This is a genomic window from Chimaeribacter arupi (genome assembly GCF_002858805.1).
In the GTDB taxonomy this organism is placed as follows: domain Bacteria; phylum Pseudomonadota; class Gammaproteobacteria; order Enterobacterales; family Enterobacteriaceae; genus Chimaeribacter; species Chimaeribacter arupi.
The window spans coordinates 44,687-60,382 of the sequence record NZ_PJZI01000025.1 but is presented as its reverse complement, the minus strand read 5'-3'; the positions used below and the strand labels follow the sequence as shown (position 1 = coordinate 60,382).

At 62.7% G+C, this 15,696-nt stretch carries 14 protein-coding genes; 7 read left to right on the top strand and 7 right to left on the bottom strand.

Annotation, left to right across the window (positions count from 1 at the left end; genetic code table 11):
• Both pucL and CYR52_RS14875 read left to right on the top strand, forming a co-directional pair.
• The gene (gene pucL, locus CYR52_RS14880) at nt 1-897 is read left to right on the top strand and encodes a factor-independent urate hydroxylase (protein WP_072926767.1); all 897 of its coding nucleotides are present in this window, start codon (nt 1-3) and stop codon (nt 895-897) included.
• Nucleotides 898-921: 24 nt separating this feature from the next.
• Nucleotides 922-2,277 (top strand): nucleobase:cation symporter-2 family protein, encoded by a 1,356-nt coding sequence (locus CYR52_RS14875; RefSeq protein WP_072926764.1) that lies wholly within the window; start codon nt 922-924, stop codon nt 2,275-2,277.
• Here the strand turns inward: CYR52_RS14875 and CYR52_RS14870 are convergent.
• The 3 genes from CYR52_RS14870 to CYR52_RS14860 form a co-directional block, all read right to left on the bottom strand.
• Nucleotides 2,216-3,439 carry a glutamine amidotransferase-related protein gene (locus CYR52_RS14870; protein ID WP_101828863.1) on the bottom strand — a complete coding sequence of 408 codons (1,224 nt, stop codon included), beginning with the start codon at nt 3,437-3,439 and terminating at the stop codon, nt 2,216-2,218. The two genes, CYR52_RS14875 and CYR52_RS14870, sit on opposite strands and share 62 nt — an antisense overlap.
• A gap of 152 nt (nt 3,440-3,591) precedes the next feature.
• The gene (locus tag CYR52_RS14865) at nt 3,592-4,365 is read right to left on the bottom strand and encodes an amidohydrolase (RefSeq protein WP_072926759.1); all 774 of its coding nucleotides are present in this window, start codon (nt 4,363-4,365) and stop codon (nt 3,592-3,594) included.
• Nucleotides 4,353-5,510, bottom strand: a complete 1,158-nt coding sequence (locus tag CYR52_RS14860; protein WP_101828862.1) for a pyridoxal phosphate-dependent aminotransferase — start codon at nt 5,508-5,510, stop codon at nt 4,353-4,355. The genes CYR52_RS14865 and CYR52_RS14860 overlap by 13 nt, the downstream gene beginning before the upstream one ends.
• A gap of 191 nt (nt 5,511-5,701) precedes the next feature.
• On the opposite strand from CYR52_RS14860, the gene CYR52_RS14855 reads away from it, so the two are divergent.
• Nucleotides 5,702-6,172 carry a YehS family protein gene (locus tag CYR52_RS14855; RefSeq protein ID WP_072926756.1) on the top strand — a complete coding sequence of 157 codons (471 nt, stop codon included), beginning with the start codon at nt 5,702-5,704 and terminating at the stop codon, nt 6,170-6,172.
• Nucleotides 6,173-6,256: 84 nt separating this feature from the next.
• Here CYR52_RS14855 and fadE read toward each other — a convergent pair whose 3' ends face one another.
• A complete protein-coding gene (fadE, locus tag CYR52_RS14850) occupies nt 6,257-8,704 on the bottom strand; it encodes an acyl-CoA dehydrogenase FadE (RefSeq protein ID WP_101828861.1) in 2,448 nt (815 codons plus the stop codon).
• A 234-nt stretch (nt 8,705-8,938) separates the two neighbouring features.
• Between fadE and lpcA the strand changes: the two genes are divergently transcribed.
• Together lpcA and CYR52_RS14840 are read left to right on the top strand one after the other, a co-directional pair.
• Nucleotides 8,939-9,520 carry a D-sedoheptulose 7-phosphate isomerase gene (gene lpcA, locus CYR52_RS14845; protein WP_072926752.1) on the top strand — a complete coding sequence of 194 codons (582 nt, stop codon included), beginning with the start codon at nt 8,939-8,941 and terminating at the stop codon, nt 9,518-9,520.
• Nucleotides 9,521-9,556: 36 nt separating this feature from the next.
• Nucleotides 9,557-10,324 (top strand): class II glutamine amidotransferase, encoded by a 768-nt coding sequence (locus CYR52_RS14840; RefSeq protein ID WP_072926751.1) that lies wholly within the window; start codon nt 9,557-9,559, stop codon nt 10,322-10,324.
• On the opposite strand, the gene dpaA is transcribed toward CYR52_RS14840, so the two are convergent.
• Entirely contained in the window at nt 10,295-11,017 is a 723-nt protein-coding gene (dpaA, locus tag CYR52_RS14835) for a peptidoglycan meso-diaminopimelic acid protein amidase (protein ID WP_072926749.1), read from the bottom strand. The two genes, CYR52_RS14840 and dpaA, sit on opposite strands and share 30 nt — an antisense overlap.
• A gap of 219 nt (nt 11,018-11,236) precedes the next feature.
• A complete protein-coding gene (locus CYR52_RS14830; protein WP_241522419.1) occupies nt 11,237-12,112 on the bottom strand; it encodes a glycerophosphodiester phosphodiesterase family protein in 876 nt (291 codons plus the stop codon).
• A 194-nt stretch (nt 12,113-12,306) separates the two neighbouring features.
• Here CYR52_RS14830 and dinB point away from each other — a divergent pair, with 194 nt between their 5' ends.
• Nucleotides 12,307-13,368, top strand: a complete 1,062-nt coding sequence (gene dinB / locus CYR52_RS14825; protein ID WP_072926745.1) for a DNA polymerase IV — start codon at nt 12,307-12,309, stop codon at nt 13,366-13,368.
• Nucleotides 13,369-13,451: 83 nt separating this feature from the next.
• Here the strand turns inward: dinB and pepD are convergent, their stop codons facing one another.
• On the bottom strand, nt 13,452-14,912 hold the full coding sequence (pepD, locus tag CYR52_RS14820) for a beta-Ala-His dipeptidase (protein ID WP_072926743.1): 1,461 nt from the start codon (nt 14,910-14,912) through the stop codon (nt 13,452-13,454).
• A 300-nt stretch (nt 14,913-15,212) separates the two neighbouring features.
• On the opposite strand from pepD, the gene gpt reads away from it, so the two are divergent.
• The gene (gene gpt / locus CYR52_RS14815) at nt 15,213-15,671 is read left to right on the top strand and encodes a xanthine phosphoribosyltransferase (RefSeq protein WP_072926741.1); all 459 of its coding nucleotides are present in this window, start codon (nt 15,213-15,215) and stop codon (nt 15,669-15,671) included.
• Nucleotides 15,672-15,696: the final 25 nt, after the last annotated feature.

The following is a 15,696-nucleotide window of genomic DNA, read 5'->3' as shown; positions in this document are numbered from 1 at the left end:
ATGAACGACAACATCATTTTAGGGGTAAACCAGTACGGCAAAGCCGAAGTGCGGGTGGTGAAAGTGACCCGCGACAGCGCGCGCCATGAGATTGATGACCTGAACGTCACTTCCCAGTTGCGCGGCGATTTTCGGGCAGTGCATGAAGAGGGCGACAACGCCCACTGCCTGCCGACCGACACCCAGAAAAACACCGTGTACGCCTTTGCCCGCGACGGCATCCGCTCGCCGGAGGATTTCCTGCTGCGCCTCGGCCGCCACTTCACCGGCAACTATGAGGTGGTGAGCGGCGGCCACTGGTCGGCCGAGCAGTATCAGTGGCAGCGCATCCCGGTCAACGGCGCGGGGCATGACCACGCCTTTGTGCGCAGCGGCCAGGAGACGCGCACCGCCTGCGTCACGATAGACGGCAGCCAGACCTGGGTGGTGGCGGGGCTGACCGATCTGGTGGTGATGAAATCCACCGGCTCGGAGTTCCACGGCTTTATGGAAGACCGCTATACCACGCTGAAAGGCGCGACCGACCGCATTCTGGCGACGGCCGTCACCGCCCGCTGGCGCTATAACCGCCTCGACCTCGACTTCAACGAAGTCTACGGCGAGGTGAAACGGCTGCTGCTGGAGACGTTTGCCGCCACCCACTCGCTGGCGCTGCAACAGACGCTGTACGCGATGGGCAAGCGCGTGCTGGAGGCGCACCCGGAGATTGATGAGCTGAAATTCTCGATGCCGAACAAGCACCATTTCACCGTGGATCTTTCGCCGTTTGGCCTGGATAACCCGAATGAAGTCTTCTTCGCCGCTGACCGCCCCTACGGGCTGATTGAGGCCAGCGTACTGCGTGAGAGCAGTTCCCCGGCCGGGAAAGCCTGGGAGAACGTCACCGGCTTCTGTTAATCCGTTACCCTGAGGGCACCGACCATGACACCGACTGCGCCACACGCCCCACGCCGCCCGGAAGATCAGCGGCTGCCGCTGGGCAAAACCTTTGCCTACGGCTTACAGCATATTCTGACCATGTACGGCGGGATCATCGCCCCGCCGCTGATTATCGGCACCGCCGCCGGGCTGGGCACCGCTGACATCGGTATGCTGATCTCCGCTGCCCTGTTTGTCAGCGGGCTGGCGACGCTGTTACAGACGCTGGGGCTGCCGTTTTTCGGCTCGCGCCTGCCGCTGGTGCAGGGCGTCTCGTTTGCCGGGGTGGCGACGATGGTGACCATCGTCAACGGCGGCGGCGGGTTGCCGTCGGTGTTCGGCGCGGTGATGGTGGCGGCGGCGCTCGGCCTGCTGATCACGCCGTTTTTTGCCCAGGTGATCCGCTTCTTTCCGCCGGTGGTGACCGGCACGGTGATCACGGTGATCGGCCTGTCGCTGATGCCGGTGGCCGTGCGCTGGGCGATGGGCGGCCGCGTCAATGCGCCGGACTGGGGGTCGACCGGCAACATCGGGCTGGCGGCCTTTACGCTGGCGGTGGTGCTGCTGCTGAACAAAGTGGGCAACCGGGCGGTGGCACGTATTTCGGTGCTGCTGGCGATGGTCATCGGCACCGTGGCAGCGATGCTGGCCGGGAAAGCCCATTTCAGCGGGCTGGCTTCCGGCGCGCTGCTGGCGCTGCCGCAGCCGTTCGCCTTTGGCTGGCCGACCTTTGAGCTGCCGGCCATCCTCTCGATGCTGCTGATTGTGCTGGTGCTGCTCACCGAGACCACCGCCGGGCTGATGGCAGTAGGGGAGATTGTCGGCTCGCCGGTGGACAGCCGCCGCATCGCCAATGGCCTGCGCGCCGACATGCTGGCCAGTGCGCTGTCGCCGGTGTTCAACTCGTTTCCGCAGAGCAGCTTTGCGCAGAACATCGGGCTGGTGGCGCTGACCGGCATCAAAAGCCGTTTTGTGGTGAGCGCAGGCGGGCTGATTCTGGTGCTGCTGGGGGTAATCCCGGCGCTGGGGGTAATTTTCGCCGCCATTCCGCTGCCGGTGCTGGGCGGGGCGGGCGTGGTGCTGTTTGGCTCGGTGGCGGCCAGCGGCATCCGCACGCTGTCGAAAGTGGATTATAAAGACAACATGAACCTGGTGGTGGTGGCGACGGCGATCGCCTTCGGCATGATCCCGATTGTGATGCCGACTTTCTACGATCGTTTCCCCGGCTGGGTGAACACGTTGCTGCACTCGGGCATCAGCGCGTCCTGCCTGGCCGCGCTGCTGCTCAACCTGTTGTTCAACCCCGTAAGAAGTGCGGATGTGCCGGTGGTGCGCTCGTCGTCAGTGCCGCGTGGCTGATTGCCCGGCTGCGCGCACTCTGCCGCACCTGTTGCAGGAACGCCATCAGCAGCGGCTGCGGGCGTTCACGGCGTGAAGCCAGCTCCGGCCGCCCGGCGACGCCGGTAAAGAACGGGTGATCGGTGAGCGTCACCGCGGCGCACTCGTGGTTGTCCAGGGTGGCCGCCACCTGTAACCCGGCGGCGGCCAGATCCTCCAGCAGCGCCGGGTTAAGCCGGTGGTGCTGGTGAAAACGTAAGGTGAGGGCACTGCCTGCGGCAGCGGCCAGCGCGCTGTGAGGCTGCACCGTGATGCGGTGGTTGCCGAGGCGCGGGGCAGCCAGCGGCAGGGTGCAGGGCATGGGGGCGGCGAAGCACTGCTGCGCCAGTGCCGCTACCATAGCGTGCAGCCCGGTGCCGGTGCCGAGGATCGGCACGTTCTGTTCCAGCGCCCAGTCGGCGGCCTCGGTGCCGATCGCCTCCGTCTCCGGGGAGAAGGCATCCGGCAACACGATGCCGTCTGCGCTGCGCAGCAGCCGCGCGCGCTGGCTGTGGCTGACGCCCGGCGACAAAAACAGCAGTTCAACCGGCATCGCCAGCGCATCGGCGGCATCCCCCAGGGCGGCCATCATCGCCGGGTTGGCGTCGTGGTGCTGATGGGCGGCCCCGGCCAGCGCCACCCGCAGGGTCTGGCCGCTGCGCATTACCGGCTGCGCGACGCTGCCCACCGTCCAGCGGCCGACCTCATCCTGCATCCAGCCGTTGCTGCGCACTTTGCCGCTCTCCCACTCTTCAAGCTGATAGCGCTGGTTCTTTTTCACTACCCGCAAACAGACCACCGCCACGCCGTGCGCCCCGGCATCCGCCATCATTTCCTCCAGGCGCGGCAACAGCGCCGGGTTCACCGGCACCACCAGATCTTCGTTGAGCGCCCGTTCCCGCACCCTTTCCCACGGCGTTTCTGCCCCGGCATCGCGGCCGGTTAACCGCTCGACCCACAGCAACCCGCTGCTGACCCGCTGCCCCTGCGCGGTAATATGCTGCCGCCCGCCGGGGAACCGTTCCTCGTCATGGCTGACCGGCAGATGCAGCAACGGCAGCGCCCGCAGCTCCGCCAGCATCGCCGCCAGCGCGCCATACAGCGCCGGTTCCGGTGTAAGGTGTGCAACAAAGGTAATGGTCATCGGTCTGCCCCCTGTGAAATAAAAAACAGAGAAGGGATGCAAGATTTGTACCGGGGTGAAAATGACGGCGATGGGGTGGCAAAGGACGTGGCAGAGAGGGGAGGGAAAAAAGGTTTCCAGAAAACCGCCCACGTTTCAGCAGGCGGTGAGGCTCAGTCGTGGCGCAGGAAGCTGTCTTGATCCATCCAGGCGGGGAAGGCCTGGCGGTAGGCCTGGAGCGCTTCCAGGGAGAGCGCGGCCTCAATGGTCGCCGGGGTCTCCGGCTCAGCGGAAGCCAGCAGCGCGCCTTGCGGGTCATGGATCACGCTGTCACCGCGGTAGTGCAGGCCGTTGCCGTCAGTGCCTACCCGGTTGCAGCCGGCGACGTAACACTGGTTCTCAATCGCCCGCGCGGCCAGCAGGGTTTGCCAGTGGGCGGCGCGCGCAGCGGGCCAGTTGGCGACGTAGAGCGCCAGATCGTAATCCTGGTGGCAGCGCGACCAGACCGGGAAACGCAGGTCGTAACAGATCTGCGGCAGGATGCGCCAGCCGCGCCACTCGATGATCTCGCGCCGTTTGCCCGCCTGGTAGTGCATATGTTCGTTCGCCATACGGAACAGGTGGCGCTTGTCGTAGCGGTGCACCCGGCCGCCCGGCTCCACCAGCAGGAAACGGTTCACCGCCCCTTCCGGCGTCTTCAGCGCCACACTGCCGCCCACCAACGCGTGGGTCTGTTGCGCCCAGTGGTGCAGCCAGGCGATCACCTCTGCCTCCGGCAGCGCACTCGCGGGGGCCTGCATCGCAAAACCGGTGGTGAACATCTCCGGCAGAATAATCAGATCGCGCCCGTGCAGCGTGCTGAGCAGGGTGTCGAAATGGCGCAGGTTGGCCGCGCCGTCCAGCCACGTCAGCGGCTGTTGCAGTAAGGTCAGGTTCAGAGTTGACACAGGCGCTCCGCGGCGGCGTCCAGCGTGGCATCCTGCTTGGCAAAGCAGAGCCGCACCAGTTTGTGGGGAAAAGCATCGGCGCAGAACACTGACAGCGGGATCGCCGCCACGCCGACATGCTCCGTCAGCCAGCGGCTGAAGGCGACATCATCCAGATCCGAGACAGCGCTGTAGTCCACCAGCAGGAAATAGGTGCCCTCGCACGGCAGTACCTCAAAGCGGCTGGCGGCCAATGCCTGCACCAGCCGGTCACGCTTCGCCCGGTAAAATGCCGGCAGCGTCTGCCAGTGGGCCGGTTCATGGCGCAGCATGTCCGCCAGCGCCAGTTGCACCGGCGTGGTGATGGAGAAGGTCAGGTACTGGTGCACTTTGCGCAGTTCGGCGGTGATCGCCGCCGGGGCGATGCAGTACCCGACGCGCCAGCCGGTCATGTGGTAGGTTTTGCCGAATGAGTAGACCGCCACCGCCCGCTGGCGCAGTTGCGGGTGTGCCAGCACGCTGGCGTGGCCCTGCGCGGTAAAGCAGATGTGCTCATACACTTCGTCACTCAGCACATAGATCTCTCGCTCGCCAATCGCCTGCCACAGCGCCTCGAAGTCTGCGGCCTGCCAGCTGGTGGCGGACGGGTTATGCGGCGTGTTGACGATCACCAGCCGGGTGTTGTCGGTGAGCAAATCAGCAAACTGTGACCAGTCCACGCGGAACGCAGGCGGTTGCAGCGTGAGACGCTTCATCACGCCGCCCGCCAGTTCCACCGCCGGGCCGTAGCTGTCATAGCTCGGATCGAAACAAATCACCTCGTCGCCCCGGCGCACCAGCGCGGTGATGGCGGCATACAGCGCCTCGGTCGCCCCGGCGGTGATCGTCACCCCGGCACCGGCATCCGGCTGCCAGCCGTAGCGCTCCGCGGTTTTATCGGCAATCGCCTCGCGCAGCGCAGCACAGCCGGTCATCGGCGCATACTGGTTCGCGCCCTGTGCCACATGGAACGCCAGCCGCGCTTTCAGGTAGTCGGGGCCGTCATAATCCGGGAAGCCCTGCGACAGGTTGATGGCATTGTGCTGCTGCGCCAGGGCGCTCATCTGGGTGAAAATGGTGGTGCCGAGGGCCGGTAATTTACTTTGCGGGATCAGGGCTGCGCTCATGGTATTGGCCGATACTCAGAAATAGGTGTAACGACAATATAACATCTGGTTGACGTTTGGCAATCAAGACGCTTAGACGGCCAAAGCCGGGAAATCAGGGTAAATAAAGAGGTGTTTCGCGGCGCGATCCTTTTATAATGCGCACCGGCGCCCCCAAACGCCGCCCTCTCTTAAAAACAGGAATGACCGATATGATGAACAACGATGTTTTGCGCAGCATCCGCTACATGCTTGACCTGAGCGATGCCCGCCTCATCGAGATCCTGGCTTCGGCCGGTGAAAGCGCGAGTGTGGAACAGGTGCAAAGCTATCTGAAAAAAGAGGAGGAGGCGGGCCACCAGCCTTGCCCGGACACCGTGATGGCGCACTTCCTGAATGGCCTGATCTTCTTCCGCCGCGGCCGTGATGAGTCGCACCCGGTGCCGGAGATCGAGCTGCCGGTCACCAATAACGTGATCCTGAAAAAGCTGCGCGTGGCGTTCGAGCTGAAAACCACCGACATCCTGGAGATCCTGGCGTCGGTGGATTTCCGCGTCTCGCAGCCGGAAATCGGCGCGATCTTCCGCAAGCCGGGCCACAAGAACTATCGCCCGTGCGGTGACCAGTTTATGCGTTACTTCCTGAAGGGCCTGACGCAGCGCGTGCGCCCGGCCAAAGCGTAACCGCAGCATCAGCGAAAAAAAACGGCACTCCAGGGAGTGCCGTTTTGCTTACTGCGGGAAAAGTTGCTGTGTAATGTCTTTGCCCTAGGCCGCCTCAGGCTGGCGCGGCGTCTGTTTTACTGAGTCCGGCTTTTTGGCTGCCAGTTCCTCTGGGTCGAAATCGTCCACGTTAATCGAACGCAGACGGCTCTCTTCCGCCTGGATTAATATACGCGCCTCGTCGTCATTAATCTTCCCTTCTTTACGTGCCTGGTGTGCCAGCTGATCCAGCCGGGTGAACGGCAGGGTTTTGCCGGCCTCAAGGCAGAGCCGTTTATGGACAACTTCCGCCGCGATGATGTGCTGTAACGCCTCTTCCAGCTGGCCGAACGGGTTATTTTCGCCCGGCGTCAGGTACTGGCCGCGCCCCAGGCGGGAACGGGTGGCGGAAGGCTGTTGCAGCAGTTGTGCCAGCTTGTGGTCAAGGCGATCTGACGGCCCGCGCTGCGCCCGGCCGAGCGGGAACACCACCAGCCGCACCAGCCCGGCCACCAGCCGGTTCGGGAAGTTGCGCAGCAGCTCATCCAGCGCCTGCTCGGCCTGGCGCAGGCAGTCCTGCACGCCCCAGTGCACCAGCGGTAAATCAGCCTGCTGACGCCCTTCGTCCTCGTAACGTTTCAGGGTGGCGGTGGCGAGGAACAGCTGGCTGAGGATGTCGCCGAGCCGCGCCGACATACGTTCACGGCGTTTCAGGCTGCCGCCCAGCACGCCCATCGAGACATCCGCCAGCAGCGCGAGGTTGGCGCTCAGCCGGTTGATCTGCTGGTAATAGCGTGTGGTGGCGTCACGCACCGGTGCACGGCTGGTGCGGCCGTTGGTCAGGCCGAGCCACAGGCTGCGCATTTCGTTGCTGCCGACGTGGCCGAGGTGGCCGAACAGCGCACGGTCGAAGCGTTCCACATTGCGTTCGGCGGCGGCGGCCATCTCTTCCAGCACATACGGGTGGCAGCGGATCGCCCCCTGGCCGAAGATGATCATGCTGCGCGTCAGGATGTTCGCGCCTTCCACGGTGATGGCGATCGGCGCGCCCTGATAGGTGCGGGCAAGGAAGTTACTGCGGCCGAGCATAATGCCTTTGCCGCCGGTGATGTCCATCGCGTCCATTACCGCGCGCTGGCCGCGGTGGGTGCAGTGGTATTTGATGATGGCAGAGAGCACCGCCGGTTTTTCGCCGGCCATGATGCCGGTGGTAATCAGCGTCGCGGCGGCGTCCATCACGTAGGCGTTACCGGCAATGCGCGCCAGCGGCTCCTCGATCCCTTCCATTTTGCCGATCGCCACTTTGAACTGGCGGCGGATGTGGGCATAAGCGCCGGTCGCCAGCGCTACCGATTTCAGGCTGCCGGTGGAGTTGGAGGGCAGGGTGATACCGCGCCCGACTGACAGGCACTCGACCAGCATCCGCCAGCCCTGGCCGGCCATCGCCGGGCCGCCGATGATGGTGTCAATCGGCACAAAGATATTGTTGCCGCGCGTCGGGCCGTTCTGGAACGGCACGTTCAGCGGGAAGTGGCGGCGGCCAATCTCCACGCCCGGCGTGCTGGTCGGGATCAGCGCGCAGGTGATGCCGAGTTCTTCGGTGTCACCCAGCAGGTGTTCCGGGTCAGAGAGTTTGAACGCCAGCCCGAGCACCGTGGCGACCGGGGCCAGCGTGATATAGCGTTTGTTCCAGGTCAGGCGCATCCCCAGCACCTGCTGGCCCTGCCATTCACCCATGCAGACCACGCCGGTGTCCGGGATGGCCCCGGCGTCAGAGCCGGCTTCCGGGCTGGTCAGGGCAAAGCAGGGGATCTCCTGCCCGCGCGCCAGCCGCGGCAGGTAGTGATCTTTCTGCGCGTCGGTGCCGTAGTGTTGCAGCAGTTCGCCGGGGCCGAGGGAGTTCGGCACGCCCACGGTGATTGCCAGAATGCCGGAGACGCCCGCCAGTTTCTGCAACACCCGCGCCTGGGCATAGGCGGAGAATTCCAGCCCGCCATACTCTTTCTTGATGATCATCGCAAAGAAGCGGTGCTCTTTCAGGTAAGCCCACAGCTCCGGCGGCAGGTCAGCCAGCTCGTGGGTGATGGCGAAATCATTCGCCATGCGGCACGCCTCGTTGACCGGGCCGTCCAGGAAGGCCTGCTCTTCCGGCGTCAGCACCGGCTGCGGGTAGTTGTGCAGCTTTTTCCAGTCCGGCGCGCCCTGGAAGATATCGCCTTCCCACCAGGTCGTCCCGGCATCAATCGCCTCTTTTTCCGTGCGGGACATCGCCGGCATCACCTTGCCGAAAATGCGCATCGCCGGGGCGGAGAACAGGGCGCGGCGCAGCGGCAGCAGGTTAAGCGGCAGCAGCACCAGGGCCAGCGGCAGCACCACCCACCACGACCACACCTGGGCCGCGCTGAGCACGGCGGTATACGCCAGCAGCAGCAGGCTGCTGAGCGTCAGGTTGACCTTGTGGTAGAACAGCGCACCCAGCAGCACCAGAAAACCAATAATCGTAAGCACCAGCATATTGAAAGCTCCCTAAGTTGTAGGAGGTCTGACCTGTTGACGATGTATAGGTTGTAGATGATGGCTATTTTTTTAGCAATACGTTTACATGCTAATTACAATCTGGCTCACATTCCCACCGCACCGGTTGCCAAAAAGGCAGGCCGGGCGTGACAACGCTTCTCGCTTATGGGGCAATCCGCTACACTGCACAGCGGAAGAATTTTCATGCCAACGGGCTATCAAGAGGCTGTCATGTACCAGGATTTAATCCGTAACGAACTGAACGAAGCTGCTGAAACTCTGAACAATTTCCTCAGCGATGAGGCCAACCTGGCCGCCATCCAGCAGGCGGCGGTGCTGCTGGCAGACGCCTTCAAAGCGGGCGGCAAGGTGCTCTCCTGCGGTAACGGCGGTTCACACTGTGACGCCATGCACTTCGCCGAGGAACTCACCGGCCGCTACCGTGAAAACCGCCCCGGCTACCCGGCTATCGCCATCTCTGACGTCAGCCACCTCTCTTGCGTCAGCAACGATTTCGGTTACGAATTCGTATTCTCACGCTTTATTGAGGCCGTCGGCCAGCGCGGCGATGTGCTGCTCGGCATCTCCACCTCCGGCAACTCCGGCAATGTGATCAAGGCGATTTCCGCTGCGCGTGCCAAAGGCATGAAAGTGATCACCCTGACCGGCAAAGACGGCGGCCAGATGGACGGCAGCGCGGACGTTGAAATCCGGGTGCCGCACTTCGGTTATGCCGATCGTATCCAGGAGATTCACATCAAAGTGATTCACATCCTGATCATGCTGATTGAAAAAGAGATGAGCAGCCACTGAGTCACAGCGCGCGGGTCGTCAGGGGAGGAGAGAGCCATGTGTGAATTGCTCGGGATGAGCGCCAATGTACCGACCGATATCTGCTTCAGCTTTACCGGCCTGGTACAGCGCGGCGGCGGCACCGGCCCGCATAAAGATGGCTGGGGGATTACCTTTTATGAGGGGCTGGGCTGCCGTACCTTTAAAGACCCGCAGCCCAGCTTTAACTCCCCGATTGCGCGGCTGGTGCAGGAGTACCCGATTAAATCCTGCGCCGTGGTGTCGCACATCCGCCAGGCCAACCGCGGCGAAGTGGCGCTGGAAAACACCCACCCATTTACCCGCGAACTCTGGGGCCGCAACTGGACGTATGCCCATAACGGCCAGCTGACCGGCTACCGCCAGCTGGAAACCGGCCAGCTGCGCCCAATCGGCCAGACGGACAGCGAATATGCGTTTTGCTGGCTGCTGAACCAACTGACGCAGCGCTACCCGCGTACGCCCGGCAACTGGACGGCCGTGTTCCGCTTTATCGCGTCACTGGCCGATCAGCTGCGGCAGAAAGGGGTATTTAATATGCTGTTGTCGGATGGTCGGTTCGTGATGGCGTACTGCTCCACCAACCTGCACTGGATCACCCGCCGTGCGCCGTTCGGCAAAGCCACGTTGCTGGACAGGGATGTCGAGATCGATTTTCAGCAGCAGACCACACCGAATGATGTGGTCACGGTGATTGCCACCCAGCCGCTGACCGGCAATGAAACCTGGCACAAGATTGCGCCAGGTGAGTTCGCCTTATTTCGTTTCGGTGAACGCATACTCTGAAATAGCCTGCGTACCGATGATGGCCGGGTTAAACACATACTGGCCGTTGGCGACGGTCACCGTCGGCGGCAGGTGTTTCTCGCTGAAGTAGCGGTAGCCTGGTTGCAGGCCGCGCCAGAAGGCGAAATAAGAGGACATGCGGTGGCGCTGGAGGTTGGCGTCCGTCATGCGGAACGGATAGATGGCGATATCCACTTTCACCTGCCCATTGCGCAGCGCCGCCTGCACATAGGTGAAGATCTCATCCATATAGGCGTTGGTCATCGCGTAACAGCCGATGGACTTGCACTCCCCGTGAATCATCAAATAATTACCGGAATAGCCCTGCGCGCGGTCATAGGCGTTCGGGTAACCGATATTAATGGCACGGTAGAAGCGGCTGTTGGGTTTCAGGTTACGGATATCGACGCTGTAAAACCCTTCCGGGCTTTTGAAATCCCCTTCACGCCGTTTCGGGCCGAGGCCGCCGGAGAAATTGCAGATACGGTACGCGCCCAGCAAGCGGAACTCATTCCCCATCTTGCCGTATAACTCCAGGGTGCGTTCTTCTTTAAAGATTTGAATATAGATCGGTGTACCCAATAATTGCTGTTTAATATTTTGGCTAACCGGTACCTGCTCACTGGCGGAGCTGGGGGCGGCTACCCAAGGCAAACAGAGAAACATCGCAAGCATCAGCGCGATTTTGCCCATTGTCATTCCTGCTTATTATTAATAACTGTCGTTGCCTGCGGGCGAGCGCCCCGGCGTATGCCCTTGCTGCCCCGGTGCGGGGCTGACTCATAGTAAAGCTGATTAATTATTTAGCAATGGGGGTAAAACGATATTTTTTGGAAGCCATATCGCTGAATAAGAAAAAAGACGGGGCTGAACAGCCGCCGTCTTCCTGATGAAAGGCGCACCGGCGGGGAATTAATGGGCGGCGGCGGCAAATTGCGACGGGGCATCCACCAGCACACCATCCGCACCCAGCTCAATGGCTTGCTGCAATGCCTGCGGGCTGTTTACGCCGAACAACACAATATGCGCCTTGCCGCGGCTGCGGAAGCAGTCTACGGCTTCTTTATCCCAGACCAGCGTGGCGGCGGAACGCGCTTCGCCGAGCGTATATTTCTCCACCACCTCCACCTTGCGTTGCAGCTCCAGTCCGTACCAGCGGTCGGCGGCTGACGCCTCCAGCGTGCACTGGTGCGCCATGGTGATGTTCGCCAGTACGGTGCGCGTCAGGTCGCGGCTTTCAAAGCGCGGCACCTCCGGCGGCAGGGCGGCCAGGTAGCGGCTGTCAGTGCTGTAAACCCGGATGCGCGCCAGGCTGTGGGTGTCCCGCAGTACCTTCGCCAGCGCGGCGGCCATCACCTCCGGCGCGGCGTCGGGGCTTTTGATGTCGAGGTAAAAGGTGACATCCGGGAAGCGCGTCAGCACCCCGGCCAGTGTGGGGATGGCGACCTGTTTGCCGCGCCACGGGTGCTGGTCGCCGCTGCCGAACGCCCAGCCGGCGTCGGTGTTTACCAGCTCGGCCGCGGTATACGCAGAGACTGGGCCTTTGCGCGGTGTCAGCGCGCTTAAGTCCGACGGGCGGTAGAGTACCGGCATGCCGTCTTTGCTGAGCTGCACGGTGACCCAGACGGCATCCGCGCCATTTTTCAGCGCCAGGCCGATGGCGGGCAGGGTGTTTTCCGGCGCATCGCCGGTGCCGCCGCGGTGGGCGATAATCTGCGGGGCGGCCCACGCCGGGGCGCTGCCGAGTAACAGCGAGGCTGCGATCACAAACGTTTTGCTGATTGACATCATTTCATCCTTAAAAGCGCAGAGGGAAAAACATACCGCTGTTGAGTAGCACGGCAGGCCGCCCGCGAAAAGTAACGATGGCTACATAACATATTCATTTACAGTGACATATCCATGACACCGCGCGGCTTGAGCCATCACCGCCTCCGCCTGTATACTTATACAGGGTCGGGAGGCCGGAACCGGGGGAGAAGGTGCGCAAAATCATACATGTCGATATGGACTGCTTTTACGCGGCGGTGGAGATGCGTGACGACCCGCGCCTGCGCGACATCCCGATCGCCATCGGCGGCAGCTCAGACCGGCGCGGGGTGATCAGCACCGCCAACTATCCGGCACGCAAATATGGCGTGCGCAGCGCGATGTCCACGGCGATGGCGCTGAAACTCTGCCCGCAACTGACCGTGATCCCCGGCCGGATGGCGGCCTATAAAGAGGCCTCGCTCCATATCCGCGACATCTTTGCCCGCTACACGCCGCTGATTGAACCGCTGTCACTGGATGAAGCCTATCTGGATGTCTCCGACACCCCGCAATGCAGCGGCTCGGCCACGCTGATTGCCCGTGAGATCCGCCAGGCGATCTGGGACGAGCTGCAACTCACCGCCTCGGCCGGGGTCGCGCCGGTGAAATTCCTGGCGAAAATCGCCTCTGACCTCAACAAGCCCAACGGCCAGTTTGTGATCCCGCCCAGCGGCGTGGCGGCGTTTTTGCAGGATCTGCCGCTGAGCAAAATCCCCGGCGTCGGCAAGGTCACGGCGGCCAGGCTTGAGGAGCTGGGGCTGCTGACCTGTGCCGATGTGCAGCGTTATGACCTGGCTGACCTGCTCAAGCGCTTCGGCAAGTTTGGCCATGCCATCTGGGAGCGCAGCCACGGCATTGATGAGCGGGATGTTTCCGCTGACCGGCTGCGCAAATCCGTGGGTGTGGAAACCACGCTGGCGAATGACATCAGCGACTGGGACGACTGCGCGGCGCTGATTACTGACCGGCTCTACCCGGAGCTGGAGGCGCGGCTGCGGCGGGTGCGGCCGGATTTGCAGATTGCGCGGCAGGGGGTGAAGCTGAAATTCCAGGATTTCCAGCAGACCACCCAGGAACACGTCTGGCCGGAATTGAACCTGCCGGATCTGCTGGCGGTGGCGCGCCAGGCGTGGGATCAGCGCCGCGCCGGGCGCAGTGTACGGCTGGTGGGGCTGCATGTGACGCTGCTCGACCCGCAACTGGAGCGCCAGTTGCTGTTGCCGTGGGATTGACGGCTACCCTGGGATCCGGCCAATAAAAAAGCGACGCCGGGGCGTCGCTTTTTGCAGAAGTGAAAGCAGAAGTGAAAGCGGGATTACGCTTTCTCAGGGATCGCCTTCAGCAGCGCGGTGAGCAGTTGCCAGTAGAGGCCGACGCTCTCAATGTGCACCTGCTCGTCCGGGGAGTGCGGGCCGGTGATGGTTGGCCCGATGGAGACCATGTCCATCTCCGGGTACGGCTTTTTGAACAGGCCGCATTCCAGCCCGGCGTGGATCACCATAATGTTCGGGGTTTTGCCGAACAGTGACTGGTAGGTTTCACGCACCAGGCCCATCACCGGGGAGTGCGGGTCCGGCTGCCAGCCAGGGTAGCCGCCTTTCGGCGTGGTGGTGGCGTTCGCCAGTTGGCCGAGGGCGGTCAGCATGTCGACCACGTACTCTTTACCGCTGTCGATCAGCGAGCGGATCAGGCAGTTAATGTGGGCCTCGTCCGCCGTCATCGTCACCACACCGACGTTCAGCGAGGTTTCCACCACGCCCGGCACCGCGTCACTCATGCGGATCACGCCGTTCGGCATGGCGTTCAGCAGCGCCAGCAGGCGGGCCTGGCAGTCGGTGGTGAGTGCCGGCGTGCTGTTTTCCGCCGGGGTGACCAGCACCGCCAGCTTCTTCTCTTTGGCCGCCAGCTCGTTTTGCAGCGTGGTCTGGTAATCCTCCACCAGCGTTTTCAGTGCATCGACGTTAGCCGACGGCACCGCCAGCGTGGCCGAGGCTTCACGCGGGATGGCGTTGCGCAGGGTGCCGCCGTTTAAATCGAGCACGCGCAGGCCGAGCGGGGCCGCGTGCTCAAACAGGAAACGCACCAGCAGCTTGTTGGCGTTGCCGAGGCCGTGGTGGATGTCTGCGCCGGAGTGGCCGCCTTTCAGCCCTTTCACCACCAGCGACAGCGTGGTGTAACCACCGGCCAGCGTCTCGCGCTGCAATGGCAGGGTGGTGGAGACGTCGATGCCGCCTGCGCAGCCCATGTAGATCTCACCCTCTTCCTCGGAATCGGTGTTGATCAGGATCTCGCCCTGTAACCAGTCCGGCTGGAGGCCGAAGGCACCGTCCATGCCGGTCTCTTCAGTCATGGTCAGCAGCACTTCCAGCGGGCCGTGCGCCACGCTCTCGTCAGCCAGCACCGCCAGCGCGGACGCCATGCCGATGCCGTTGTCCGCACCCAGCGTGGTGCCGCGCGCTTTTACCCACTCGCCATCCACATACGGCTGGATCGGGTCTTTGGTGAAGTCATGCACGGTGTCGTTGTTTTTCTGCGGCACCATGTCGAGGTGCGCCTGGAGCACCACCGGTTTACGGTTTTCCATGCCTGGTTTGGCCGGTTTGCGCAGCAAAATATTGCCGACCTGATCGCGCTCAGCGTGGATCCCTTTCTCAGCGGCCCAGGCCATGATGTGTTGGGCCAGCGCTTCTTCATGGAAAGAAGGGTGCGGAATCGAGCAGATCTTGGCGAAAATGTCCCACAACGGCTGTGGCGAGAGTTGCGACAGTTCAGACACAATGAGTCTCCTGTGGCAGCACCTCCGGCCCGGTGCCGGCCCCGGTGAATGCACGGGCAGGCGCGGAAAAGGTGGGATGCTGCAAATGGTTAGGTGGATAATGCGCCGCCAGAAACCCCTGGCGTGGACCTGAGAGAATATCACTTTCTCCTGCGGGGTGCGCGTGGCGGGCCGGGAAAAAAGCGGGCGCTTTCACCGATTGTTACTGGTTTTTATCCGGCTGCCTCTCTATAATCTCGCGCAACCTTTTCCCCCCTGAATACTTTTAAGCCAATTTATTGCTGGCTGGGACACGATTTTATGAGCGAAAAATACGTCGTTACTTGGGACATGTTGCAAATGCAGGCCCGTAAACTGGCACACCGCCTGCTTCCGGCCGACCAATGGCAGGGCATCATCGCGGTGAGCCGCGGCGGCCTGGTGCCGGCGGCGCTGCTGGCGCGTGAACTGGGTATCCGCCATGTTGATACCGTGTGCATCTCCAGCTACGACCACGACAACCAGCGCGACCTGAAAGTGCTCAAGCGCGCAGAAGGCGACGGTGAAGGCTTCATCGTCATCGACGATCTGGTCGACACCGGCGGCACCGCCCGCGCGATCCGCGAGATGTACCCGAAAGCGCATTTCGTCACCATCTTCGCCAAACCGGCCGGTCAGCCGCTGGTGGATGACTACGTGGTCGACATCCCGCAGGATACCTGGATTGAACAGCCGTGGGACATGGCCGTGACCTTCGTTGAGCCGATCGGCGGCCGCTAAGCCCCGTCTGTGATGCGTTCCTTTG